21 protein-coding genes are annotated in these 22,492 nt (G+C 67.6%); 11 read left to right on the forward strand and 10 right to left on the reverse strand.

Features of this window, described 5'->3' with window-relative positions; all coding sequences use genetic code 11:
- Positions 1 to 41: 41 nt before the first annotated feature.
- Both phbB and gluQRS read right to left on the reverse strand, forming a co-directional pair.
- Positions 42 to 782, reverse strand: a complete 741-nt coding sequence (phbB, locus tag ABE434_RS05815) for an acetoacetyl-CoA reductase (RefSeq protein WP_152153448.1) — start codon at positions 780 to 782, stop codon at positions 42 to 44.
- A gap of 53 nt (positions 783 to 835) precedes the next feature.
- Complete coding sequence (gene gluQRS / locus ABE434_RS05820) at positions 836 to 1,741, reverse strand: tRNA glutamyl-Q(34) synthetase GluQRS (RefSeq protein ID WP_346478155.1); 906 nt, start codon at positions 1,739 to 1,741, stop codon at positions 836 to 838.
- A gap of 93 nt (positions 1,742 to 1,834) precedes the next feature.
- Between gluQRS and htpX the strand changes: the two genes are divergently transcribed.
- Positions 1,835 to 2,707: a protease HtpX gene (gene htpX, locus ABE434_RS05825; RefSeq protein ID WP_346478156.1), complete on the forward strand. Its 873-nt coding sequence runs from the start codon at positions 1,835 to 1,837 to the stop codon at positions 2,705 to 2,707.
- A 343-nt stretch (positions 2,708 to 3,050) separates the two neighbouring features.
- Here the strand turns inward: htpX and ABE434_RS05830 are convergent, their stop codons facing one another.
- Positions 3,051 to 3,878: an inositol monophosphatase family protein gene (locus ABE434_RS05830; protein WP_019182815.1), complete on the reverse strand. Its 828-nt coding sequence runs from the start codon at positions 3,876 to 3,878 to the stop codon at positions 3,051 to 3,053.
- 119 nt (positions 3,879 to 3,997) lie between these two features.
- Here ABE434_RS05830 and ABE434_RS05835 point away from each other — a divergent pair, with 119 nt between their 5' ends.
- The 3 genes from ABE434_RS05835 to ABE434_RS05845 all read left to right on the forward strand — a co-directional run bounded on the left by ABE434_RS05835 (position 3,998) and on the right by ABE434_RS05845 (position 7,879).
- The gene (locus tag ABE434_RS05835; RefSeq protein ID WP_346478157.1) at positions 3,998 to 4,771 is read left to right on the forward strand and encodes an RNA methyltransferase; all 774 of its coding nucleotides are present in this window, start codon (positions 3,998 to 4,000) and stop codon (positions 4,769 to 4,771) included.
- A gap of 94 nt (positions 4,772 to 4,865) precedes the next feature.
- Entirely contained in the window at positions 4,866 to 5,756 is an 891-nt protein-coding gene (locus tag ABE434_RS05840) for a phosphate/phosphite/phosphonate ABC transporter substrate-binding protein (RefSeq protein WP_194243668.1), read from the forward strand.
- Entirely contained in the window at positions 5,753 to 7,879 is a 2,127-nt protein-coding gene (locus tag ABE434_RS05845; protein WP_346478158.1) for an EAL domain-containing protein, read from the forward strand. The genes ABE434_RS05840 and ABE434_RS05845 overlap by 4 nt, the downstream gene beginning before the upstream one ends.
- A 7-nt stretch (positions 7,880 to 7,886) precedes the next feature.
- Here the strand turns inward: ABE434_RS05845 and epmB are convergent, their stop codons facing one another.
- On the reverse strand, positions 7,887 to 8,891 hold the full coding sequence (gene epmB / locus ABE434_RS05850; protein WP_346478159.1) for an EF-P beta-lysylation protein EpmB: 1,005 nt from the start codon (positions 8,889 to 8,891) through the stop codon (positions 7,887 to 7,889).
- 126 nt (positions 8,892 to 9,017) lie between these two features.
- Between epmB and efp the strand changes: the two genes are divergently transcribed.
- The 5 genes from efp (at position 9,018) to ABE434_RS05875 (ending at position 13,291) form a co-directional block, all read left to right on the forward strand.
- Positions 9,018 to 9,587 (forward strand): elongation factor P, encoded by a 570-nt coding sequence (gene efp, locus ABE434_RS05855; protein WP_019182820.1) that lies wholly within the window; start codon positions 9,018 to 9,020, stop codon positions 9,585 to 9,587.
- A 210-nt stretch (positions 9,588 to 9,797) separates the two neighbouring features.
- Positions 9,798 to 11,141, forward strand: coding sequence for a TRZ/ATZ family hydrolase (locus tag ABE434_RS05860; protein ID WP_346465981.1), 1,344 nt, complete (start codon positions 9,798 to 9,800; stop codon positions 11,139 to 11,141).
- Positions 11,142 to 11,157: 16 nt separating this feature from the next.
- Entirely contained in the window at positions 11,158 to 11,889 is a 732-nt protein-coding gene (gene ubiG / locus ABE434_RS05865) for a bifunctional 2-polyprenyl-6-hydroxyphenol methylase/3-demethylubiquinol 3-O-methyltransferase UbiG (protein ID WP_179458455.1), read from the forward strand.
- Positions 11,882 to 12,565 carry a phosphoglycolate phosphatase gene (locus ABE434_RS05870; protein ID WP_346478160.1) on the forward strand — a complete coding sequence of 228 codons (684 nt, stop codon included), beginning with the start codon at positions 11,882 to 11,884 and terminating at the stop codon, positions 12,563 to 12,565. The genes ubiG and ABE434_RS05870 overlap by 8 nt, the downstream gene beginning before the upstream one ends.
- 18 nt (positions 12,566 to 12,583) lie before the next feature.
- Positions 12,584 to 13,291: a squalene/phytoene synthase family protein gene (locus ABE434_RS05875; RefSeq protein WP_346478161.1), complete on the forward strand. Its 708-nt coding sequence runs from the start codon at positions 12,584 to 12,586 to the stop codon at positions 13,289 to 13,291.
- Between the two features lie 31 nt (positions 13,292 to 13,322).
- Here ABE434_RS05875 and ABE434_RS05880 read toward each other — a convergent pair whose 3' ends face one another.
- Genes ABE434_RS05880 through yidD form a run of 3 tightly spaced genes read right to left on the reverse strand, consistent with a single transcriptional unit; the run spans position 13,323 to position 15,772 of the window.
- The gene (locus ABE434_RS05880; protein WP_346478162.1) at positions 13,323 to 14,168 is read right to left on the reverse strand and encodes a M23 family metallopeptidase; all 846 of its coding nucleotides are present in this window, start codon (positions 14,166 to 14,168) and stop codon (positions 13,323 to 13,325) included.
- Positions 14,168 to 15,514 (reverse strand): dihydroorotase, encoded by a 1,347-nt coding sequence (locus tag ABE434_RS05885; RefSeq protein ID WP_176989404.1) that lies wholly within the window; start codon positions 15,512 to 15,514, stop codon positions 14,168 to 14,170. Before ABE434_RS05885 ends, ABE434_RS05880 begins: the two co-directional genes overlap by 1 nt.
- Positions 15,515 to 15,772 (reverse strand): membrane protein insertion efficiency factor YidD, encoded by a 258-nt coding sequence (gene yidD / locus ABE434_RS05890; protein WP_121038212.1) that lies wholly within the window; start codon positions 15,770 to 15,772, stop codon positions 15,515 to 15,517.
- A 272-nt stretch (positions 15,773 to 16,044) separates the two neighbouring features.
- Between yidD and dksA the strand changes: the two genes are divergently transcribed.
- On the forward strand, positions 16,045 to 17,316 hold the full coding sequence (gene dksA / locus ABE434_RS05895) for an RNA polymerase-binding protein DksA (protein WP_176989405.1): 1,272 nt from the start codon (positions 16,045 to 16,047) through the stop codon (positions 17,314 to 17,316).
- 799 nt (positions 17,317 to 18,115) lie between these two features.
- On the opposite strand, the gene ABE434_RS05900 is transcribed toward dksA, so the two are convergent.
- The 3 genes from ABE434_RS05900 to cysS form a co-directional block, all read right to left on the reverse strand.
- On the reverse strand, positions 18,116 to 19,369 hold the full coding sequence (locus tag ABE434_RS05900; RefSeq protein WP_346478163.1) for an MFS transporter: 1,254 nt from the start codon (positions 19,367 to 19,369) through the stop codon (positions 18,116 to 18,118).
- Complete coding sequence (locus ABE434_RS05905) at positions 19,366 to 19,806, reverse strand: SufE family protein (RefSeq protein ID WP_346478164.1); 441 nt, start codon at positions 19,804 to 19,806, stop codon at positions 19,366 to 19,368. Before ABE434_RS05905 ends, ABE434_RS05900 begins: the two co-directional genes overlap by 4 nt.
- 151 nt (positions 19,807 to 19,957) lie before the next feature.
- Positions 19,958 to 21,325 carry a cysteine--tRNA ligase gene (cysS, locus tag ABE434_RS05910; protein ID WP_346478165.1) on the reverse strand — a complete coding sequence of 456 codons (1,368 nt, stop codon included), beginning with the start codon at positions 21,323 to 21,325 and terminating at the stop codon, positions 19,958 to 19,960.
- 255 nt (positions 21,326 to 21,580) lie between these two features.
- Between cysS and ABE434_RS05915 the strand changes: the two genes are divergently transcribed.
- Entirely contained in the window at positions 21,581 to 22,153 is a 573-nt protein-coding gene (locus ABE434_RS05915) for a hypothetical protein (RefSeq protein WP_346478166.1), read from the forward strand.
- The last annotated feature ends 339 nt before the right edge of the window (positions 22,154 to 22,492 follow it).

Here is a 22,492-nt window from a genome sequence, read left to right on the forward strand (position 1 = left end):
GCGCAACATGGGGTGCAGCAAATTCGCCCTTCTCCGGGGCCTTACCACCCCATGTGGTGGCCGCCGTTGATGTCCAGGTTGGAGCCGGTGATCCAGGACGCTTCGTCGTTGACCAGGAAGGCCACCGCGTAGGCGATCTCTTCCGGCTTGCCGAGGCGGCCGGTGGGGATGTCGGCAATGATCTTGGCACGCACCTCGTCCGGCACGGCCATGACCATGTCGGTGGCCACATAGCCGGGCGAAATCGTATTCACGGTGATGCCGAAGCCCGCATTCTCACGCGCCAGGGAAATGGTGAAGCCGTGCATGCCGGCTTTGGCGGCGGCGTAGTTGGCCTGCCCATACTGGCCCTTCAGGCCGTTGATCGAGCTGATCTGGATGACCCGGCCCCAGCCGCGGCGGCGCATGCCCTCGATGACCGGGCGGGTGACGTTGAACACCGAGTTGAGGTTGGTGTTGATCACATCGTGCCACTGGTCCGCGCGCATGCGGTGGAACGTGGTGTCGCGGGTGATGCCGGCGTTGTTGATCAGGATCTCGACCGGGCCCAGCGCCGCTTCGACGGCCTGCACCATGCTCTCGGCGGTGCCGGGGTCGGACACATCGCCGGGGAAAATCGCCACATCGCAGCCGCGGGCCAGCATCTTCTCGCGCCAGGCCTTTGCTTTTGCTTCGTCACGGTAGTTGGTGGCGACCCGATGGCCCTGGTCGGCCAGACGTTGGCAGATGGCAGTACCGATACCGCCGGTACCACCGGTGACCAGTGCGACGCGAGATGTCATGAGCAGCTACTCCGAAAGGCAGGGCCAACAAGGGGGAAAGCGATTCTGCAACATCAGCGGGCAAAAGGGGCAGCCTCGCCAGCCGCGTGCAGGGTTGAAATGTCGCCCGGTGGCAACCGTGCCGGATCGAAGCTGGCGGCGGCCTGCCGCAGCCAATGGTCGACCTCGTCGACCGCCGCGCCGATGGTCGGGTCCTGGCCGAGCTGCCGCCACGCCTGGCGCAGGGCCGGCAGCGGTTGCGCGGGGTCGATCGGCAGCGCCGCCTCGGACTTGGACAGCTTGCGCCCGTCGGGGCCGAGCAGCAGTGGCAGATGCAGGTAGCGCGGCGTCGGCAACCCGAGCGCCTGCTGCAGCAGGATCTGGCGCGGGGTCGAGTCGAGCAGGTCGGCCCCGCGGACCACGTCGGTCACCTGCTGCGCGCCATCGTCGACCACCACCGCCAGTTGGTACGCCCAGTAGCCGTCGGCCCGGCGCAGCACCACGTCGCCGACCTCGGCATGCACGTCCTGGACGACCGTGCCCTGCAGCCCGTCATCGAAGCGGACCACGCTGCCCGGTGGCACCCGCAGCCGCACGGCAGGGTGCGCGCGTTCGGCGCGGGCCACGCAGCGGTGGTGGATGCCGCCCTGCGCGGCCAGCTCGCTGCGGCTGCAATGGCAGACAAACGCCTTGTCCTCGCGCAGCAGCCGCTCCAGCGCCGCTTCATACAGCGCGTCGCGCTGGCTCTGCTGCACCACCGGCCCGTCGCTGACCAGTCCGCAGGCGGCCAGCATGGCCAGCTGGCCGCTTACCGCGCCGGGCACCGTTCGAGGAGGATCGACGTCCTCCACCCGCACCAGCCAGCGGCCGCCGGCGTGGCGTGCGAGCAGCCAGCTGCCCAGCGCCGCCAGCAGGGAGCCGGGGTGCAGGGGGCCGGTGGGCGAGGGCGCAAAGCGCCCGCAATAGGAGGGATCAGACATGGACTATGAATCGTCGGTCAGTTTGCGACTTGAATTCAAGCTGAAGTCACCGCAGATTTGCACTCATCAACCTCCCACGAGCGTCCTTTTCCCATGTTCAGTCGCATTGCTCTCTTCCTTCTGACCAACTTTGCGGTGCTGATCCTGGCCGGCATCGTGATGTCGGTACTGGGTGTCGATCCCAACCGGATGGGCGGTCTGCTGGTCTTTGCGGCCATCTTCGGCTTCGGCGGCTCGTTCATTTCACTGCTGCTGTCCAAGTTCATGGCCAAGCGCTCCACCGGCGCGGTGGTGATCACCGAGCCGCGCAACCAGACCGAGCGCTGGCTGCTGGCCACCGTGGAACGCCAGGCCCGCGAGGCCGGCATCGGCATGCCCGAAGTGGCGGTGTATGAAGGCCCTGAAATCAATGCCTTCGCCACCGGCGCCAACCGCAACAAGGCCCTGGTCGCGGTCTCCACCGGCCTGCTGCACAACATGAGCGAAGACGAAGCCGAAGCCGTGCTCGGCCATGAAATCGCCCACGTCGCCAATGGCGACATGATCACCATGGCCCTGCTGCAGGGCGTGCTCAACACCTTCGTGATCGTCCTTGCCCGCATCGTCGGCGGCTTCATCGACAGCGCCCTGTCCGGCAACCGCGAAGGCGGCGGCCGCGGCTTTGCGTACTACATCATCGTGTTCGTGCTGGAAATGGTGTTCGGCCTGTTCGCCACCATGATCTCCATGTGGTTCTCCCGTCACCGCGAATTCCGCGCCGATGCCGGCGGTGCCCACCTGGCCGGCCGCCAGAAGATGATCGCCGCGCTGGAACGCCTCAAGGTCAACCACGGCCAGAGCACCCTGCCGACCCAGATCGCTGCCTTCGGCATCGCCGGCGGCGCTGCCAAGAAGCTGTTCATGAGCCACCCGCCGCTGGACGAGCGCATCGCCGCGCTTCGCGCCGCCAACAACACCGTGGTGTAACCCACACCGCAGTGCGCTGACCAGAACGCCCGGCTTTCGCCGGGCGTTTTTGTTGGCGGGCAGGTGCCCCCAGTGGACTCAGCAGCACGAGTTCTTCCATCCGCCACATCGAGATCTGTCGAGAGGCCGGTGGGTAGCCTGGGCCAAGACCGTCAGGGCGCCATGGATGGCGCCCACGAGCCCCCAGGGATGGGTTGACGGCGCGTCTTGGCCCAGGCTACCCACCGGCCTCTCGCCCCCGGCAATGGAAGCGCTGCCGTTGCCGTCGCCGTCATAGACCCAGCCCCACATACAACAACGGCGCCCGAAGGCGCCGTCATCATGCAGATCAGATCCAGCCCGATCAGAACTTCGCGTCGAACTCCGCCGCGTAGCCGGTATTGACCAGAACCTTCTGCAGCGCATCGCTGATCTTCACGTTGCCCGCGACGATCTGCTGGGTTTCCGGACCACGGCTGTCCATGCGGGCCGGGGTCGCGCCCTTGAAATCGCAGACCCGGCCACCGGCCTCACGGACCAGCAGCACGCCGGCTGCGATATCCCATGCCTTCACGCCGGCCTCGAAGTACGCATCGGCGCGGCCACAGGCGACATAGGCCAGATCCAGCGCCGCCGAACCGGTGCGACGCACATCTTCGGCCTGCACCAGCAGCGCATCGACGGCCTTCAGCTGCGCACTCGTGCGCTGGCGCTCACGCGGGGCAAAGCCGGTATGGATCATCGCGCCGCCCAGATCCTTGCGCTCGGCAATACGGATACGGCGGTCGTTGAACACCGCGCCCGCGCCACGGCTGGCGGTGAACAGCTCATTGCGGAGCGGATCGAAGATCACCGCGTCGATCGGCTCACCGTTCTCGACCAGGGCGATGGACACGCAGTAATGGGGGAAGCCGCGCAGGTAGTTGCTGGTGCCGTCCAGCGGATCGATGACCCACATGTAACGGTTGACCGACTGCACGCCACCTTCCTCACCCATGATCCCGTACTCGGGATAGGCGCGCTTGAGTTCCTTGACGATGACCTTTTCCGCATCTGCATCGACTTCACTGGCATAGTCCATGCGGCCCTTCTGCACGACGTTCAACGCCTCGAGCTTGTTGATGTTGCGCAACAGGACGTTGCCGGCGAGGCGGGCGGCCTTGACCATGACGGTGACGGCGGGTTTCTGCATGGCGAAAAGCTCCCGTAAAGGCAGAGTAGGGGTTTGGCGGGGGAAAAGAGCGGTCCCGGCGCAGAGGCCGGTCGCACAGTTTACCATTTGTCGCTGTCCTGCTCCCATTTGGCCTGTTCATGTCCGTTGAAACCGCTCCCGCCCGCATCCGTTTCGTCCTGGTCGGCACCCAGCACCCCGGAAACATGGGGGCGGCCGCGCGTGCCATGAAAACCATGGGCCTGGGCCGCCTGGTCCTGGTGGCCCCGGAAAAACCGCTGGATGAAGAGGCCTTCCGCCGCTCCGCCGGCGCCGAAGATGTCCTCGGTGACGCCCCGGTCGTGGGCACCCTGGCCGAGGCCGTCGCCGATTGCCGCTTCGTGCTGGGCTGCACCGCCCGCTCGCGTCGGGTGCAGCTGGAAGAACTGCTGCCGGCCGTGGCTGCCCAGCGGGTGCTGGCCAAGGCCGCCGAGCCGGCCGAAGTCGCCTTCGTGTTCGGCCGCGAGCGCACCGGCCTGACCAATGAAGAGCTGCAGCTCTGCCATGCGGCCGTGCACATTCCCTCCAACCCGGAGTTCAGTTCCTTGAACCTGGCCGCCGCCGTCCAGGTGCTGGCCTATGAAGTGCGCATGGCCATCCTCGGCGCCGCCGAGGCCCCGGTCGCTGCCCCGGCCGACCCCGGTTTCGGCGAAGCGCCGGCCAGCCATGCCCAGGTCGAAGGCCTGTTCGGCCAGCTCGGCGATACCCTCGATGAGATCGATTTCCACAAGGGCCGTGCGCCCGAATCGGCGATGCGCAAGCTGCGCCGCCTGTTCCTGCGGACGGAACTGAGCGAACAGGAAGTGCGGCTGCTGCGCGGCATCCTGTCCGACGCGCAGCGGATGGCGCGGTTGGCAACGAATAAGCCCCTGTAAGCTGACGCAGTTCTCATTTTTTCGGGTAGTCTGTCTCGATTCCTTGGGGGGAGTGATGGGCTTGTCGAGACTGCGAAGGCTGCTGCAGAGCGTAATGCTGTGTCTGGCCATCGCCGCGATGACCGGTCCGGCGCTGGCCGGACCCGCCCACGTCCTGGTGCTGGGACGGATCAGCGACGACCCGAAGTCACACTATGCGCAATTGCAGCCCCTGCTCGATTACGTGATCCCCCGCATGCACGACGTCGGCATCACCGAAGGCCGCATCCTCATGGCACGCGATGCCCAGCAGATGGGCAGCTACCTGCGCCGTGGCCGGGTCGACTGGGTGACCGAAACCTCCGGTACCGCCGTGGCCCTGGGGCTGCGCAGCGGCGCCAGACCGCTGCTGTTGACCGAGCGCAGCGGCGTGCGCGACTACCACACCGTGTTCTTCGTGCGCCGCGAGAGTCCCATCCAGACCCTGGAAGACCTGCGCGGGCACACCCTGGCGCTGCAGAACGTGGCGTCCACCAGTGCGTATCTCGTGCCGGTCATGACCCTGCTGCAGCATGGCGAAACGCCGGAGATCCTGGCCTCGATCGGTGATGTCGCCGCGCCGGATACGGTGGGTTACGTGTTCGCGCGGTCGGAGTCGAACATCGCCACGTTCGTCCACAAGGGGCTGGTCGACGCGGGGGCGGTGAGCAGCGTGGACTGGTCCGATGGCAAGCGCATACCGGCCAATTTCCTGCGCGACTTCCGCGTGATCCATCGCACCGCGCCGTATCCGCGGGCGGTCGAGATGGTGCGCGAGGGCCTGGACCCGCAGGTGCGCGACCGCCTGCAGCAGGTGCTGCTGGACGCCGCGTCCGATCCGCAGGCACGGCCGGCATTGAAGACGTTTTTTGGTACTTCCGGGTTCCACCGGGTGGATGCGCAGATGCAGCACCGGCTGGATGAATTGAAACAAGGCTTGACGCGCGTGCGGATGGAAGTGGAATGAGTCGCTTGGGTTCCGGAATGCAGGCCCGCTTCGTGCTGGCGATGGGCGGCGCGATGCTGGTCGTGGTGGCGATCGTGGCCGTGGTGCTGGGGCGCCAGGCCACGATGCAGGATGAGGTGCAGCACCTCAGTGGCACGGTCATCCATGACCTGTTCGACCGCAGCGTGCGAAGCCGGGGCGAAGCGCTGGCGCGTGAGCTGTCCGATGCGCTGGCCAACCCGCTGTACTACAACGACCTGGAGCAGGTCGGGGCGCTGGTGCGCAATACCTCCCGGCAGCAGGTGGTGCGTTATGTGCTGGTGTTCGACGACCAGGGCCGGCTGATCCACGATGGCACGGTGGACGTGCTGGAGTTCGGCCAGCCCATGACCGACCCGCTCGCTGCAGGTGCCGCCGGCGCACGCGAACTGGTGGTGCAGGCCTCGCCCAAGGTGCTGGACAACGCGATGCCGATCATGATCGGCAACCAGCGGATCGGCGGGGTGCGCGTGGGCATGGCGCTGGACGACGTGCAGGCGATGGAGCGGCAGGCCAACCGGACCCTGGGCGATCGCCTGCAGCAGGTCGGAAAGCGTCATCTGGGGTGGTTGCTGCTGATGCTCGGCCTGCTGATCGGGATCGGCGCGGTGGTGATCATCTACGTGCAGCGCACGCTGGTCACGCCGATCCGTTGGCTGGCCGGTGCTGCCCGCCAGATCGAGGCGGGCGATTACACCCTGCGGATGCCGGAGAGCCGCCGGCAGGACGAGGTCGGCGAGTTGATGCGTGCGTTCGACCGCATGAGCCAGGCGATTGCGCGGCATGACCGCGAAGTGCGGCACATGGCCTATACCGATGCGCTGACCGGCCTGACCAACCGGCTGGCGTTCCGCGAGGCGCTCGATCATCGCCTGATGGCGGCGCGCGCCTCCGGACACCGGCTGGGGCTGCTGTTCGCCGACATGGACGATTTCAAGCGGGTCAACGACACCCTGGGGCACGAGGCCGGCGACGAGGCGCTGCTGCAGTTCGCGCAGCGGATCAGCGCGGCGGTCGCCCAGGCCGGCGGCGACGAGGCGCTGTTGGCGCGCTTCGGCGGCGATGAGTTCGTGATACTGATCGGTGAGGGCGATGTCGCCGCCGGGGCCCGCGAACTGGCCGAGATCCTCGTGCGCGAACTGGGCAAGCCGCTGGTGGTGCAGGGCCGGGAGTTGTTCCTCGGCACCTCGATCGGCGTGACCCTGTTCCCCGACGATGCCGCCGATGCCACCACGCTGCTGAAGAACGGCGACATCGCGATGTACCAGGCCAAGATGGCCGGCAAGAACTGTTACCGCTATTACAGCCGGGCGATGGACCATGCGGTCGAGCGCCGCGTGCACATGGAGCAGGAGCTGCGCGGTGCCTGGGAGCGCGGCGAACTGCGCCTGGCCTACCAGCCGATCTTCCGCACCCGCGACCGCCGCATGGTCGGGGTGGAGGTGCTGCTGCGCTGGCAGCACCCGACCCTCGGCACGATTCCGCCCTCGGTGTTCATCGAAGTGGCCGAGCAGAGTGGCCTGATCGAGGTGATCGGCCCCAAGGTCCTGCGCGCGGCCTGCACCGAGGCGGTGCAATGGCCGGCCGGTGTGGACGGCGAGGGCCTGTTCGTGTCGGTCAACGTGTCACCGCGCCAGCTGCGGGGCGGGGAACTGCCGACCCTGGTCGCCGACTGCCTGCGCGATACCGGCCTGCCGGCCTCGCGCCTGCACCTGGAGCTGACCGAAACGGCGGTGATCGGCGATGAAATGCTGGCTGCGGCGCTGCTGGACAAGCTGCACCGGACCGGCGTCAAGGTCTGGCTGGATGATTTCGGGACCGGCTTCTCGGGCTTGAGCCACCTGCGCCAGGTGCCGGTGGACGGGGTCAAGATCGACAAGAGTTTCGTCGCCGACATGCAGCGCGACCCGGACGACCTGGCCTTGACCACGGCGATCATCGCCATGGCCCATGCGCTGGGGATCACCGTGGTCGCCGAAGGCATCGAGCAGGAAGTGCAGTTCGACCTGCTGGCCCAGCGCGGCTGCGACCTGGCCCAGGGCTACTGGCTCAGCCACCCGGTCAGCGCGACCGAGGTGGTGCAGCTGCTCGAATCGGGCCGCTGATTAACAATTACACCGGCCGCTTGCTGGTGTCGCCGGAGATCTCGCGGACCAGCTTCGGCACCAGGTAGCCGGACAGGCGCGCGGTCAGCTGCGCATGCAGGTCCTTGGCGGTGTCGTCGTCCACTTCGAAGTGGGCCACGCCTTCGACCCGGTCCACCTGGTACAGGTAGTAGGGCAGCACGCCGGCGGCGAAGCTGCGCTCGCTCAGCGCCTGCAGCGCCTCGATCGAATCGTTGACCCCGCGCAGCAGCACCGCCTGGTTTAGCAGGGTGGCGCCGGCCTCGCGCAGGCGCGCCATCGCGGCATCCACGGTCGCATCGAATTCGTTGGCGTGGTTGGCATGGATCACGAACGCTACCGGCCACGGCAGGCTGCCCAGCCACTGCACCAGTTCGTCGTCCACCCGTTCGGGCAGCACTACCGGCAGCCGGCTGTGGATGCGCAGGCGGCGCAGGTGCGGGATCTGCCTGAGCGCCTGGGTCAGCTCGACCAGCTTGTGCGTGGCCAGCGACAGCGGGTCGCCGCCGGACAGGATCACCTCGTCGATGTCCGGGTCCTGCGCGATCGCGTCCACCGCATCGCGCCAGCCCTCGCGGGCCGCGTTCTCGGTGCCGTAGTCGAAATGGCGGCGGAAACAGTAGCGGCAGTTGATCGCGCAGCTGCCGGTGGTGACCAGCAGGGCGCGGCCGCGGTACTTCTGGATGACCCCGGTGGCCTTCTTTGCCGCGCCGTCACCGACCGCGTCCAGGCTGAAGCCGGGGACGATCTTCAGCTCGTCGGTGATCGGCAGCACCTGGCGGAGCAGGGGGTCGTGGCGGTCGCCGTGGCGCATCCGGGCCGCGAAGCCCTGCGGCACGCGCACCGCGAACTGGCCGGCCGCTTCGTCCGAGACGCCCAGCTCCACCGGATCCAGCCCCAGCTGCCGCAGCAGCTCGCGCGGGTCGCGGATCGCCTCGCGCCACCGTTGCTGCCAGCGGACGGGGGCGGCCAGGGGCGTGGCGGAAAGCTGCATGGAATGGGGGCCTGCGGTTATCATGTGGGTCAGAAATATCGAGTCACCCCACCGGTGTCGGTGGGATTTCCCATTCTATCCGGCTCGCCGCGCCTGCGCGGCGTTTGCCCATTCAGGAGTTTCAGCATGGCCACTGTTGGCATGAACGACGTCAAGAACGGGATGAAGATCCTGGTCAACAATGAACCAGCGGTCATCACCGAGACCGAATACGTCAAGCCGGGCAAGGGCCAGGCCTTCACCCGCATGAAGTACCGCTTCATCAAGTCGGGACGCGTGGTCGAAATGACCATGAAGGCGACCGATGACGTGGAGAAGGCCGACGTCGTCGACACCAACATGGACTTCATGTACAGCGACGGCGAGTTCTGGCACTTCATGGACCCGGAATCCTTCGAGCAGGTCCAGGCCACCAAGGCCGGCATGGGTGGCGCGGAGAAGTGGCTGAAGGGCGAAGAGTCCTGCATCGTCACCCTGTGGAACGGCGAGCCGATCTTCGTGCAGCCGCCGAACTTCGTCGAACTGAAGATCACCGAAACCGACCCGGGCGTCCGTGGCGATACCTCGGGCGGCGGCGGCAAGCCGGCCACCCTGGAAACCGGTGCGGTGGTCCGCGTGCCGCTGTTCGTCAACCAGGATGAAATCATCAAGGTCGACACCCGCTCGGGCGAGTACTCCGCGCGCGCAGGCAAGTAATCCGGTGAAGCCGGATTACGTGTAGAGCCGACCGTTGGTCGGCTGCGCCACCCGGTAGCCGACCATTGGTCGGCCCCCAGGCGCAGCCCGGCGGCACTTCCCGGCGTTCATGATGCCGACACCACGCGCAGCCGAGCATGGCTCGGCTCTACCTCCAGAGCGCCCCGGTCGCACACGCCTTCGGGTCGCCGCCCAGCACAGTGAGTCCGCATGACCGACACCGCCCGCATTCCCGAAGCCTGTGACCTGTTGATCGAAGCCGGTTACGTGGTCCCGATCGAACCGCATGCGGTGGTGCTGGAAGACCATGCCGTGGCCGTGCGCGGTGGCGAGATCATCGCGATCCTGCCGCGTGCCGATGCGCGCGAGCGCTTTGCGCCCAAGCAGACGGTCTCGCGCCCGGAGGCGGCGCTGATGCCGGGCCTCGTCAACGCGCATACCCACAATCCCATGACCCTGCTGCGGGGCGTCGCCGACGACCTGCCGCTGATGGTCTGGCTGCAGCAGCACATCTGGCCGGTGGAAGCAGCGGTGATCGGGCCGGAGTTCGTGGCCGACGGCACCACCCTGGCGATCGCCGAGATGCTGCGCGGCGGCACCACCTGTGCCAACGAAAACTATTTCTTCTCCGACGTCCAGGCCGCCGTCTACAAGCAGCACGGGTTCCGTGCGCTGGTCGGCGCGGTGATCATCGATTTCCCGACCGCCTGGGCCAAGACCGACGACGAGTACTTCGCCAAGGCCGGCGAGCTGCACGACCAGTGGCGCAACGACCCGCTGATCGGCACCTCGTTCGCGCCGCACGCCCCGTACACCGTCAACGACGCGAACTTCGAACGCGTGCGCATGCTGTCCGATCAACTGGACATGCAGGTCCACCTGCACACGCATGAGACCGCGCAGGAAATCAGCGACTCGATCAAGCTGCATGGCCAGCGTCCGCTGGCGCGGCTGGATCGGCTCGGCCTGGTCAACGATCGCCTGATCGCCGTGCACATGACCCAGCTGACCGAGGCGGAAATCCACCTGTGCGCCGAGCGCGGCGTCAGCGTGGTGCACTGTCCGGAATCCAACCTCAAGCTGGCCTCCGGCTTCTGCCCGGCCTGCGCCCTGCAGCGTGCCGGCGTGAACCTGGCGATCGGCACCGACGGTTGCGCCAGCAACAACGACCTGGACATGTTCAGCGAGAACCGCACTGCGGCGATCCTGGCCAAAGCCGTGGCCAATGATGCGACCGCGCTGGACGCGGCCACCACGCTGCGCGCGGCCACGCTGGGCGGCGCCCGCGCGCTGGGCTTCGGCGACCGCATCGGCTCGATCGAGGTCGGCAAGCAGGCCGATCTGGTCTGCGTGGACCTGTCCGCGCTGGAAACCCAACCGCTGCACCATGTGCTCTCGCAGCTCGTCTACGCCGCCGGCCGCCATCAGGTCAGCGATGTCTGGATCGCCGGCCAGCCCAAGCTGGTGCAGCGCGAACTGGTCGGCATGGACACCGCGGCGATCGTCGCCAACGCCCGCCAGTGGCGCGAGCGTATCCGACACATCCGTGCTTGATGCACCAAGGATCCCCATGAACACCCCCCATGCCTCCACCAATTTCGATCAGGCCGAACTGGACAAGTTCGCCGCGCTCGCCAACCGCTGGTGGGATGTCGATGGCCCGCAGAAGCCGCTGCATGCGCTGAACCCGGTACGCCTGAAGTACGTCGCCCAGCGCGTCACCCTGCGGGGCGCCCGCGTGCTCGACATCGGCTGCGGCGGCGGCCTGCTCAGCGAGGCGCTGGCGAAGGAAGGTGCGGACGTCACCGCGATCGACTTGGCCCCGGAGCTGGTCAAGGTCGCGCGCCTGCACGGGCTGGAGTCCGGCGTCAGCGTCGATTACCGCGTGCAGGCCGCTGAAGACCTGGCCGCCGAGCAGCCGGGCAGCTTCGACGTGGTCACCTGCATGGAAATGCTCGAGCACGTGCCGGACCCGGGCGCGATCATCGCCGCCTGCCACCGCCTGCTGAAGCCGGGCGGCCAGCTGTTCCTGTCCACCGTGAACCGCACCCCGGCCGCGTTCGCCGTGGCGATCGTCGGTGCCGAGTACGTGGCGCGGCTGCTGCCCAAGGGCACGCATCACTACCAGGATTTCATCAAGCCGGCCGAGCTGGGCAAGTGGCTGCGCGAAGCGGATTTCAACCTGCGCGATGTCAGTGGCATGGCCTATGAGCCGTGGCGCAACCGGGCCCGCCTGAGCACGCGCACCGACATCAATTACCTGGCCCATGCGGTCAAGCCGGACGCCGCCGCCCGTGTCTGAGCTCGGTTTCCCGCCGGCGGTGCTGTTCGATCTGGACGGCACCCTGCTGGACAGCGCGCCGGACATGCTGGCCACCGCCAACGCGATGCTGGCCGAGCGCGGACGTGGGCCGATCACCCTGGGCGCGCTGCGCCCGGTGGTCTCCAAGGGTTCGCGCGCGATGATTTCGGTGGCCTTTCCCGAACTGGGGCAGGTCGAGCGTGATGCGCTGGTGCCGGAGTTCCTGGAACGCTACGAGGCTCTGATCGGCCAGCACGCGGCGCTGTTCGATGGCATCGCCGGCATGCTCGACGCACTTGATGCTGCCGGCTGTGCCTGGGGCATCGTGACCAACAAGCCCGAATACCTGGCCCGCCTGATCGTGCCGCAGCTGGGCTGGGAACAGCGCTGCAAGGTGCTGATCGGTGGGGACACCCTGGCCCAGCGCAAGCCGCATCCGCTGCCGCTGCTGGCCGCGGCCGAGCGCATGGGAATCGCGCCGGGCACCTGCGTTTACGTCGGCGATGACGAGCGCGACATCGTCGCCGCCAACGCCGCCGGCATGGCCTCCGTCGCCGCCCTGTGGGGCTATCGGCTCGATGCCGACGATCCGATGGCCTGGGGTGCCGACACCCTCGTCGATCTGCCCGAACACCTGCAACATGCCAAGGCGTGGCCGCTTCCGCGCACGCTCTAGCCTTTCAAGGAATACACCGTGAGTACTTCCAGCGCCCTGGACAGCTTCCTGGACAAGTGGCGGACCCGCTGGCCCGAGTGGCAGGTGGCCGAACGCTTCGTTCCCGAGAACCAGCGCACCCTGGTGGTGGCGTGGTTCTCGCTGCTGCAGGAGTTCGACGACATCCTCAACACCGCCGGCGATCCGATGCCGTCGGACGCCAAGCTGGCGTGGTGGGGGGAAGAACTGCGCAGCTGGGCGGCGCAGCGTTCGCGCCATCCGCTGGGCCGGGTGCTCGAGCCGGTGCGTGCGCCGTGGGCACAATTGGCCGAGACCCTGCCGGATCTGATCGACGCGCGTGCGGTACCGGTCGATCCGGCGCAGGCGCTGCGCGCGTTGCAGGCGTATGCGGCCGCTGTGGCTGCGGTCGAAGCGGTGATGTTCGACAGCCCGGCGCGTGGCGATGTCGCCACCCCGGTGCTGGTGCAGACCCTGGCCCAGCGCCTGCACGAGAGTGGTGTTGCTGCCATTCCGCGTTCGCTGCTGGCCGAGGATGACACCGCCGCGCCGCGCAGGTGGGCGCAGCAGTTGCTGGCGAAGTGGCCGGCGCGGGTAGCCGGCCCGCGGCCCCGACGGCTGTACGCCGCGTTGGCCCGTGCCCGCCAGCAGACCTGGGCGCAGGACCGCCAGTACCAGGCCACGCCGATGCGTACGCTGTGGCTGACCTGGTGGGCTGCGCGCGGCTGAGTGTGCGTGCCGGCCAGCGGCCGGCACGCCGTTATTTCCCGCGTTCCAGCACCAGCAGCGGGTCGATACGGGTATCGAACCAGTTCATGCCCCAGTGAAGGTGCGGGCCCGTCGCGCGACCGGTCGCCCCGACCGCGGCGATCACCTGGCCCTGTTCCACGCGGTCGCCGACCTTCACGTCGATGCGCGACAGGTGCAGGAAATTCGAACTGATCCCGAACCCGTGATCCAGCAGCAGCGTGCCGCCGGTCAGATACAGGTCCGGGCCGGCGAAGGTGACCACGCCGGCGGCCGGTGCTTTGACCGGCGTGCCGATGGGGACCGCGATGTCCATGCCGGAGTGGCCCGAACCGGGCTGCCCGTTGTAGACGCGCGCATTGCCGAAGCGGCCGCTGATGCGGCCCTGCACCGGCCAGATGAAGGGCTGCGCGAAGTCGGCGCGGTTGTCATCGCGGGCACGCGCGGCGGTGACCTGGGCCTGCTCGCGCTTGATCCGCTCGGCAATCGCCGGCGGCGGGTTGACCGTCTTCGGCGGTACGCCGTTGACACGCTCGGTCGGCCAGTCACGCGGGGTGACGGCGATGCTGACCGTCTCACTGCCGCCGTCCGGCCGCTGCACCTGGACCTGCAGCGGGCCCTTTTCATCGCGGCCGATGCCGAACACCACGCTGCCGTACCCGCTCACGCGCAGGGTGCGGCCGCCGTACTGCACGACGCTGCCGGCGGGCACCTTGCCGATCACCATCGCGCCCTGCGAGGCGCTGGCCGGAAACACGACCCGCGCATCGGCCTGGGCCACGGCGGGCGAGGGCAGCAGGCTGCCCATCGCCGCGACGCCTGCGGCCGCCAGGGCCGCACTCAACAGCCGTGCCCGCATCAGCGGTCGAAGCTCATGCGCTGGCCGTTCGGCGAACCCACCAGCTTTTCGCCATCCCACGCCAGCTGCCCGTTGACCCAGGTCGAGGCGATGCGCGAGCGGAACGTGGTGCCTTCGAACGGCGACCAGCCGCACTTGGACAGCACGTCTTCGCGTTTGACGGTGAAGGGCACGTCCTCGACCAGCACCAGATCGGCGAAGTAGCCCTCGCGCAGGTAGCCGCGCTGGCTGACATCGAACAGCTGCGCCGGCGCGTGCGCGAACTTCTGCACGACCTGGGTGATCTCCAGCTTGCCTTCGTGCACCAGCTCCAGCGCGGCGACCAGTGCGTACTGGACCAGCGGCAGGCCGGACGGCGCCTGCGCATAGGGCTTCTGCTTCTCTTCCCAGGTGTGCGGCGCGTGATCGGTGGCGAGCACGTCGATCACGTCATCGGCCACGGCACGGGTGAGTGCCTCGCGGTCGCTGGCTTCCTTGATCGCCGGGTTGCACTTGATCAGGTTGCCCAGGCGCGCGTAATCGCTGCGGTCGAAACGCAGGAAGTGGATGCAGGTTTCGGCGGTGATCTGCTTGCGGCTGCCATCGGCGCGGATCAGCGGGCCACGTTCGAACAGGGCCAGCTCGTCGGCGGTGGAGATGTGCAGGACGTGCAGGCGGGTGCCGTGCTTCTTCGCCAGCGACACGGCCAGCTGGGAAGACTTCAGGCAGGCCTCGCGCGAGCGGATGTCCGGGTGCTGTTCGGCACTGAGGGCATCGCCGTACTTCTCGGCGTACTCCTTGGCCTTGGCATCGATCATCGGGGTGTCTTCGCAGTGCGTGATGATCGGCGTGGGCGCGTCGCGGAAGATCGCGTCCAGCGTTTCGGGGTTGTCGACCAGCATGTTGCCGGTGGAGGCGCCCATGAACACCTTGATGCCCGGTGCGGTCTTGGGATCCAGCGACTGGATGTGGGCCAGGTTGTCGTTGCTGGCGCCCATGTAGAAGCCGTAATTGGCGCGCGCGCGGCCAGCGGCGGCGTCGTACTTGGACTGCAGGATCTCGGCGTTGAGCGTGGGCGGGTTGGTGTTGGGCATGTCCATGAAGCTGGTCAGGCCCCCGGCGACGGCCGCGGCGGATTCGGTCGCGATGTCACCCTTGTGGGTCAGGCCGGGCTCACGGAAGTGGACCTGGTCGTCGATCATGCCCGGCAGCAGCCAGCGGCCGGCGGCGTCGACGACGGTTTCGCCCGGACGTGCCTCCAGGCCAGGACCGATCTGCGCGATGCGGCCGTCTTCGATGCGCAGGTCGCCCTGGGTGATGGTGCCTTCATTGACGAGGCGGGCGTTGACGATGAGCGTGGAGGACATTCAGTGTTTTCCTGTGCAGCGGCAGGTGGCGTCATGCGCGGCGCGCGGGGGCACCTCGTCGATACCACCGGGATGGAAGGGATGGCAGCGGCCCAGCCGGCGCGCGGCCAGCCAGCTGCCGCGCGCGGGGCCATGGGTGGCGATGGCTTGCATGGCGTATTCAGAACAGCTGGGCATGAAGCGGCAACGCGGCCCCAGCAACGGGCTGATGAAGCGCTTGTAGAAGCGCAGCAGGGCGATGAGCAGGCGTGAGATCACCCCCCAATCTTATTCCAGTTGGCATGAAGGCCGCATTTGTCGCAGGATGGGGCGTTGGACCCGTCCGCACCCACGCGCGCGACGGGCCGCCCCGGCGGTGTCGCCGGGTCAGGTACCGAACTGCGCACGTTGGCCCGCCTGCCAGGCGGACCGGTCGCACGCCTTGCGACTCCGGGGCTGAACGGAGTAGGCGGTGTGGTTGCTGCTGCTGGTCGGGTAGGCTATAAAGGCCCGCTTTCCCGGGCCCCGGGGAATCCAAGGAAGAGCGTTTCGTGGCTGCTAAAAAAACTGCAAAGAAGGCCGTCAAGGCCGCCAAGAAAACCGCCAAGCCTGTTGTAAAGAAGTTGGCGGCCAAGACCGTTGCCAAGAAGCCGGCTGCCAAGCCGGTCGGCAAGCCTGCATCCAAACAACCGGCGGCCAGGACGGCACCCGTTAAGAAGGCGGCCAGCAAGTCGCCCGCCAAGGCCGTCAAGAAGGCTGTCGCCAAGAAGCCTGCTGCCAAGACGGTGGTGGCCAAGAAGACCGTCGCCAAGAAGGTCGTTGCCAAGAAGTCGACGGTCGCCAAGCCGGTTGCCACGCCCGCCAAGCGCGCGGCAGGCAAGCCGGTAACCAAGGCGCCCGTCAAAAAAACCGCGGCCGGCAAGCCGGCGGCCAAGAAGACCGTGACGCCTGCCGCCGCCAAACCCGCGGCCAAGCCGGCCCCGGCGAAGAAGACCGCAGTCAAGCAGGCACCGGCCACGCCGGTGAAGGCCAGCAAGACCGCCAGCAAGCCCGTGGCATCCAAGCCGGCTGCCAAGCCGGTTGCAGCACCCGTAGTGAAGTCCGCACCGAAGCCGGCATCGCCGGCGCCGGCCAAGTCTGTCCCGGCCAAGAGCGCGGCCAAACCTGTCACCTCTCCGGCCTCCGCGCCGGCGCCGGTCGCAGCCGCCCCCGCCTCCAAGGCCCCGCAAAACAAGAATCCCGTGCCCGTTTCGAAATCGCCTGCAAAAACCCCCGCCAAGTCCGAGTCCGCCCCCAAGCCGGTGTCCCGTCCGGTCGGCAAGGTCGCCGTTGCCGTGGCAGCGCGTTCGGCCGCCCCGGCCCCGCGCACCAAGGTGAAGGTGGTGGAATACAAGACTGACGAAGCCACCGGTCGTCCGATCCTGCCCGACGGTTACAAGCCGAGCGCGGAAGAGGAATACATGAGCCCGCTGCAGCTGGAGTATTTCCGCCAGCGCCTGCAGCACTGGCGCAATGATCTGGTGGAAGAATCCAAGCAGACCATCGCGAATCTGCAGGAAGAAGTGCGTGATATCGGCGATGAGGCCGAGCGCGCCACCCGCGAGACCGAGAACTCGCTGGAACTGCGTACCCGTGATCGTTACCGCAAGCTGATCGGCAAGATCAACAGCACGCTGAAGCGTCTGGAAGACGGCGACTACGGTTTCTGTGTCGATACGGGCGAAGAAATCGGCCTGGATCGTCTGGAAGCCCGCCTGACCGCTGAGCGCACGATCGATGCGCAGGAGCGTTGGGAGCATCTGCAGAAGCAGCAGGGCGACTGATCGCGCTGTTGGTGTTGCTGTTCTACGGAAAACCCGGCTTCGGCCGGGTTTTTTGTGGCTGTTCGCTTTTGGATTGGTCGTTCGTGGAGAGCGCTGGCGCCTTGATGCCTCGTGCTTGGAGTGGGTCGGGCAGCCCTGTCCGGGACCCGCCGTGAACCCAACCATGGGGGCTCGTAGTGCGCCATCCATGGCGCACTACGGTCCCGGCCAGGGCCACCCGACCCCCTCCCGACAGGTTCATGGGTGGGCGGATGGAAGAGCTTGGACTCCCGCTTCTGACGCTGTTTCGGCAGTCTGCCAGCGCTGGCTGGATCGTCGGGACATGCCGGGTGCTGGTCCGGATGCTTGTGCCGCGCTCTGCGAGGCATCCACGCATGGCGTGGATCTACAGGCGTGGCGGGTGCGCCAAAAATTGCGCGGTCTGCAGTCTGCAGTCTGCAGTCTGCACTTAGCAGTGAGAACTCAGCAGTCAGCCGAAGCCGAAGTTCTGAAAGCTGTGGTGCGTCAGCTATCTGCCGGTCGCCGGTCGCCGGTCGCTCTTCGCCGTCAATTCCGCGCAAGGAACTGACTGTCTATGGGTGGACGGGTAGCGCAGTGAAGGACCGTGTGCGGCATGGATGCCGCACTACGAGCCCCCAGGGATGGGTTTACGGCGGGTCCTGCACTGCGCTGCCCGGCCGCCCAACCCCAGGAACAAGCAGGCGCCGAACCCGCGGCCCCGGCAGCCCCAGCCGCGCAGCGCGAGCCAACCAGCCCGGCGTCCAGCTGGGGAGCCCCAAGCGGCCGGCCGGGCAAAAGCTCAATGCAGATCGCGCAGATTCAACCGCCGCAGCGTCGGATTCTTCCAGGCCGTGATGCCGGCCACGCTCAACACCGCAAAGCCACCCAGCACCACCGCCGGGACCAGCCCCAACAGCTTCGCCATCGTGCCCGCATAGAACGCACCCAGCTCATTCGACGAACTGATGAAAATGCCATTGATCGACGACACCCGGCCGCGCATCTCCTCCGGCGTCGCCAACTGCAGAATCGTCGAACGCACCACCACCGACACCCCATCGAACGCACCGTAGAACAGCAGGATCGCGGCCGACAGCCAGAAATTCGACGACAGCCCGAAGCCGATCACGCACAGACCGAACCCCGCCACCGCGAACAACAGCACGCGCCCCGCATTGCGCTGCAGCGGCCGCCGCGCCAGCCACAGGCCGACGCATACCGAGCCGAGCGCCGGTGCCGCACGCAGCACGCCCAGCCCCTCCGGGCCGTGGTGCAGGATCTCGTGCAGGAACGCCGGCAGCATCGCCACCACGCCGCCGAGCAGGACCGAGAACATGTCCAGCGCCATCGCCCCGACCATGATCCTGTTGCCCAGCACGAAACGACCGCCCTCGGCGATGCTCTTGAAGATCGGTGCCGCCGGGCCCCTGTGCACCGGCTCGGAGACCCGCAGCGCCGCCAGGCAGCCCAGCGCGATCAGCGATACGCCGACCGCTACGCCATAGGCCACGCCCTTGCCGCCCCAGGCCACCAGTGCGCCACCCAGTGCCGGGCCGAGCACCATGCCCGCCTGGAACACCACCGCGCCCAGGCCCGCACCGCGCGCGTACTGGGTGCGCTCGAGCACGCGCGCGAACAGCGCGTTGTAGATCGGCGACAGGAACGCGCGGACCATGCCGGTCAGCGCGATTGCCGCATAGATCGGCCATACCCCGTGGAAGGGCAGCCAGCCCTGGGCGACCGCGGTCAGCACCAGGGCCGTCATCACCAGCCCGCTGCACGCGACCATGCCCAGCCGGCGGCGCGGCAGGTGGTCGACCAGGTAGCCGGCAAACGGGGCCACGCAGAAGAATGGCAGCACCTCGGCCAGGCCGACCAGGCCCAGCGAGAACGGATTGCGGGTGACTTCGTAGATGTGCCAGCCGACCGTCACCGCGACGATCTGGTAGGAGAGCATCGCGAAGATGCGGTACGCGAGCACCAGCGAAAAACCCGGGCGGGCCAGCAGCTGCAGGGCGCTGTCGGGCTCCTGCGGATCGGCGGAGACCGTCACGACTGTGCTTTGGCGGTGTCGCGGATGAAGGCCAGCATCGCCGCCACGCCATTGCTGCGGGTCGGTGACAGGTGGCGCGACAGCCCGATGTCCTGGATGTAGTTCGGCTCGGTGGCCAGGATTTCGGCCGCGGAACGGCCCGAGTACACGCGCAGGGCCAGGTAGATCAGCCCGGAGACGATCGCCGAATCACTGATGGCGTGGAAGCGCAGCGCCTCGGCATTGCCCTCCGGCACGATCCAGACCATCGACTGGCAGCCGAGCAGGCGATGCTCCTCGGTCTTCCACTCTTCCGGGAAGGTGGGCAGTTTGCGGCCGAGGTCGATGAGGTACTGGTAACGCTCGGACCAGTCACCGAAGAAGGCGAATTCCTCGGCGATGGCGGCCTGGGCCTCGGCCGGGGTGGGTTCGAGCGGGAACGGGGATGCAGGGGTCATGGGGGTACTCCAGGCCGGTCATGCGCCTTCCGTGGTCTGGCCGTGATGGTTCGAAGGAGGCGCCGGCCATCCGTGGCCGGGTCTGTGTCGTGGCAACGCCCAATGGGTCGGGCAGTATCTGGCAGCGCCCGGCGGTCGGCCGGGCGGTCTTTCAGCGCTTGCGCGACCAGCGCACGCCCTGGGCGGTGTCTTCCAGCACGATGCCGTCGGCGGCCAGCTGGTCGCGGATCGCATCGGCGCGGGCGAAATCGCGGGCCTGCTTGGCGGCCGCCCGCGCGTCGATCAGGGCCTGGATGGCGGCATCGTCATCGTGGCCGACCGCCGTGCCGAACCACGCGCCCGGATCCTGCTGCAGCAGGCCCAGTGCCAGGCCGGCGCCGAGCAGGGTGGACTTCCAGTGCGCCTTGTCCGCGTCGGCGGCCTTGCGCGCCTCGCCGGCGATGCGGGCCAGTTCGGCCAGCGCCTGCGGCGTGTTGAGGTCGTCATCCAGCGCGGCCTCGATCTCGGCCGGGATCACCGCCGTGGCGTCCACGTCGACCAGGTCGCGCAGGGTGCCGTACAGCCGGTCCAGGGTGCGCACAGACTGCTCGATCAGCGCATCGGACCAGTCCAGCGGCTGCCGGTAGTGGGCCGACAGCAGCGCGTAGCGCAGGGCCTCCGGGGCATGCTGGCGGACCAGGTCGTGCACCCGCTCGATGTTGCCGATCGACTTGCTCATCTTGGCGCCGCCGAAGTTGAGCATGCCGTTGTGCAGCCAGAACCGGGCGAAGGTCTGCCCGCCGTGCGCGCACTCGCTCTGCGCGATCTCGTTCTCGTGGTGCGGGAACTGCAGGTCCACGCCGCCGGCATGGATGTCGATGGTCGGGCCGAGGTGAGCGGCGGCCATTGCCGAGCACTCGATGTGCCAGCCCGGACGGCCGCGGCCCCAGGGCGATGCCCAGCCGGGCAGGTCGTCGCTGGAGGGCTTCCACAGCACGAAGTCACCCGGGTCGCGCTTGTACGGGGCCACGTCCACGCGGGCACCGGCCAGCATCTCGTCCGGGTCGCGGCGCGAGAGCTTGCCGTAGTCGGCGTAGGAGCCGACCGCGAACAGCACATGGCCCTCGGCCGCGTAGGCGTGCCCGTTGGCGATCAGCTGCTCGATCATCGTGACGATCTGCGGGATGTGCGCGGTGGCTTCCGGCTCGATGTCCGGCGGGACCACGCCCAGCGCCGCCATGTCCTCGCGGTAGGCGGCGGCGAAGCGGTCGGTGATCGTGCTGATCGGTACGTTCTGCTCGCGCGCGGCCGTGTTGATCTTGTCATCCACGTCGGTGATGTTGCGCGCATAGCGCAGGCCACCGAAGCGGCGCCGCAGCAGATCGGCCAGCACCCCGAACACCACCGGGCCACGGGCATTGCCGATGTGGACGTAGTTGTAGACCGTGGGGCCACACACATACAGGGTCGGACAGGTCGGATCGAGCGGGGTGAACGGTTCGAGCTGGCGTGTCAGGTTGTTGTGCAGGCGCAGGGTCATGAGGGTCGGGAGCGGGGGTAAGCGGTCGATTTTAGAACGTGTCGGGGGCTTTGGGGGGATGCGGGGGAGGGCAGGTGGGCGGCGGGGCCGGCCGGCGGGATCGCTGAAGGCTTCAGCCGTTCCGGCCCGTGGTGGCGGGTTCCGGGGCCGCGGGTGGGTCCGGCCTATGGGCAGAAACGTCGCGGAAGGGTAATGTTCAGCCCCTTGTGCTTGGCACTGCCTAAACTATCCCCCTTGTCCTTTTCCTTGTTGCCAATGAAATCCGCTTCGTTGTTGACGCTGGTCTGCCTGCTCGGAAGTGCCGCCTTCGGGGCGTGCGCCCAGGACGGTGAGGTGCGCAACCGGGTGGTGATCGTGGAGAACGTCAAGTTCGACTACGCCCAGGTGCTCAACGTCGAGCCGGTGTTCCAGACCCTGCGCGCCACCCGCACCGAGGAGCACTGCGAGCCGATCTCGACCCGCACGCTGGCCCCGGTCAACGTTACGGGGGAGGAGCCGCAGGAAGACAAGGGTCGGTTCGGCCGCTTCATGGACTCGGTGCGCTCGATCTTCCGCCGCGAAGACGGCAGCACGGACGAGAACGGCTATTCCGAGAACGTGGTCGTCGAGACCGCGCCGGCCAATACCGGCCCGCTGCTGACCCGTGACTGCAAGATCATTCCGGTCGGTCGCGAGTTCCGCCGGCCGATCGCCTACGACGTGGACTACGTCTACAAGGGCACCAAGTACCGCTCCCGCCTGCCCGAAGATCCGGGCAACCGGCTCAAGATCCGGGTGTCGATCACCCCCTGGGTGGGCAACGAGCAGGCCGGCGGCGCCAACCCGTGACCCCCGGCATCGCCCCGGGCGTGGATGCCTTCAACCTGAATAGTCATTCAGGCCTTGCACGCACTCCGGGTGCATGCAAAGATGGGCGGCCATGAAACTCACCGACTTCCAGCACGACACCAGCGCCGCCCGTATGGCTACGGGCATGACGTCGCGTGCCCGCCGACCGGAACCCCACATTTTCGCTGGGTAACCGGAGCTTCGTGCTGTCTGTTCGGAAAACCCAGCCCCCGCGCTGGGTTTTTTCGTTTCTGCGATTTGAAAAGTTTCATCTGTATACGTTTTGTTGAGCCCTGAACGCGCCCCGGCGCCCCCAACCTCCGCCGGAAACGGTGGAAA

It is taken from the genome of Stenotrophomonas sp. TWI1183 (assembly GCF_039673115.1).
Classification (GTDB): Bacteria; Pseudomonadota; Gammaproteobacteria; order Xanthomonadales; family Xanthomonadaceae; genus Stenotrophomonas; species Stenotrophomonas maltophilia_AA.

Coding starts and splice junctions, on each gene's coding strand:
- phbB (WP_152153448.1), bottom strand. CDS start 782: ATGACATCTCGCGTCGCACTGGTCACCGGTGGTACCGGCGGTATCGGT.
- gluQRS (WP_346478155.1), bottom strand. CDS start 1,741: ATGTCTGATCCCTCCTATTGCGGGCGCTTTGCGCCCTCGCCCACCGGC.
- htpX (WP_346478156.1), top strand. CDS start 1,835: ATGTTCAGTCGCATTGCTCTCTTCCTTCTGACCAACTTTGCGGTGCTG.
- ABE434_RS05830 (WP_019182815.1), bottom strand. CDS start 3,878: ATGCAGAAACCCGCCGTCACCGTCATGGTCAAGGCCGCCCGCCTCGCC.
- ABE434_RS05835 (WP_346478157.1), top strand. CDS start 3,998: ATGTCCGTTGAAACCGCTCCCGCCCGCATCCGTTTCGTCCTGGTCGGC.
- ABE434_RS05840 (WP_194243668.1), top strand. CDS start 4,866: ATGCTGTGTCTGGCCATCGCCGCGATGACCGGTCCGGCGCTGGCCGGA.
- ABE434_RS05845 (WP_346478158.1), top strand. CDS start 5,753: ATGAGTCGCTTGGGTTCCGGAATGCAGGCCCGCTTCGTGCTGGCGATG.
- epmB (WP_346478159.1), bottom strand. CDS start 8,891: ATGCAGCTTTCCGCCACGCCCCTGGCCGCCCCCGTCCGCTGGCAGCAA.
- efp (WP_019182820.1), top strand. CDS start 9,018: ATGGCCACTGTTGGCATGAACGACGTCAAGAACGGGATGAAGATCCTG.
- ABE434_RS05860 (WP_346465981.1), top strand. CDS start 9,798: ATGACCGACACCGCCCGCATTCCCGAAGCCTGTGACCTGTTGATCGAA.
- ubiG (WP_179458455.1), top strand. CDS start 11,158: ATGAACACCCCCCATGCCTCCACCAATTTCGATCAGGCCGAACTGGAC.
- ABE434_RS05880 (WP_346478162.1), bottom strand. CDS start 14,168: ATGCGGGCACGGCTGTTGAGTGCGGCCCTGGCGGCCGCAGGCGTCGCG.
- ABE434_RS05885 (WP_176989404.1), bottom strand. CDS start 15,514: ATGTCCTCCACGCTCATCGTCAACGCCCGCCTCGTCAATGAAGGCACC.
- ABE434_RS05905 (WP_346478164.1), bottom strand. CDS start 19,806: ATGACCCCTGCATCCCCGTTCCCGCTCGAACCCACCCCGGCCGAGGCC.
- cysS (WP_346478165.1), bottom strand. CDS start 21,325: ATGACCCTGCGCCTGCACAACAACCTGACACGCCAGCTCGAACCGTTC.
- ABE434_RS05915 (WP_346478166.1), top strand. CDS start 21,581: ATGAAATCCGCTTCGTTGTTGACGCTGGTCTGCCTGCTCGGAAGTGCC.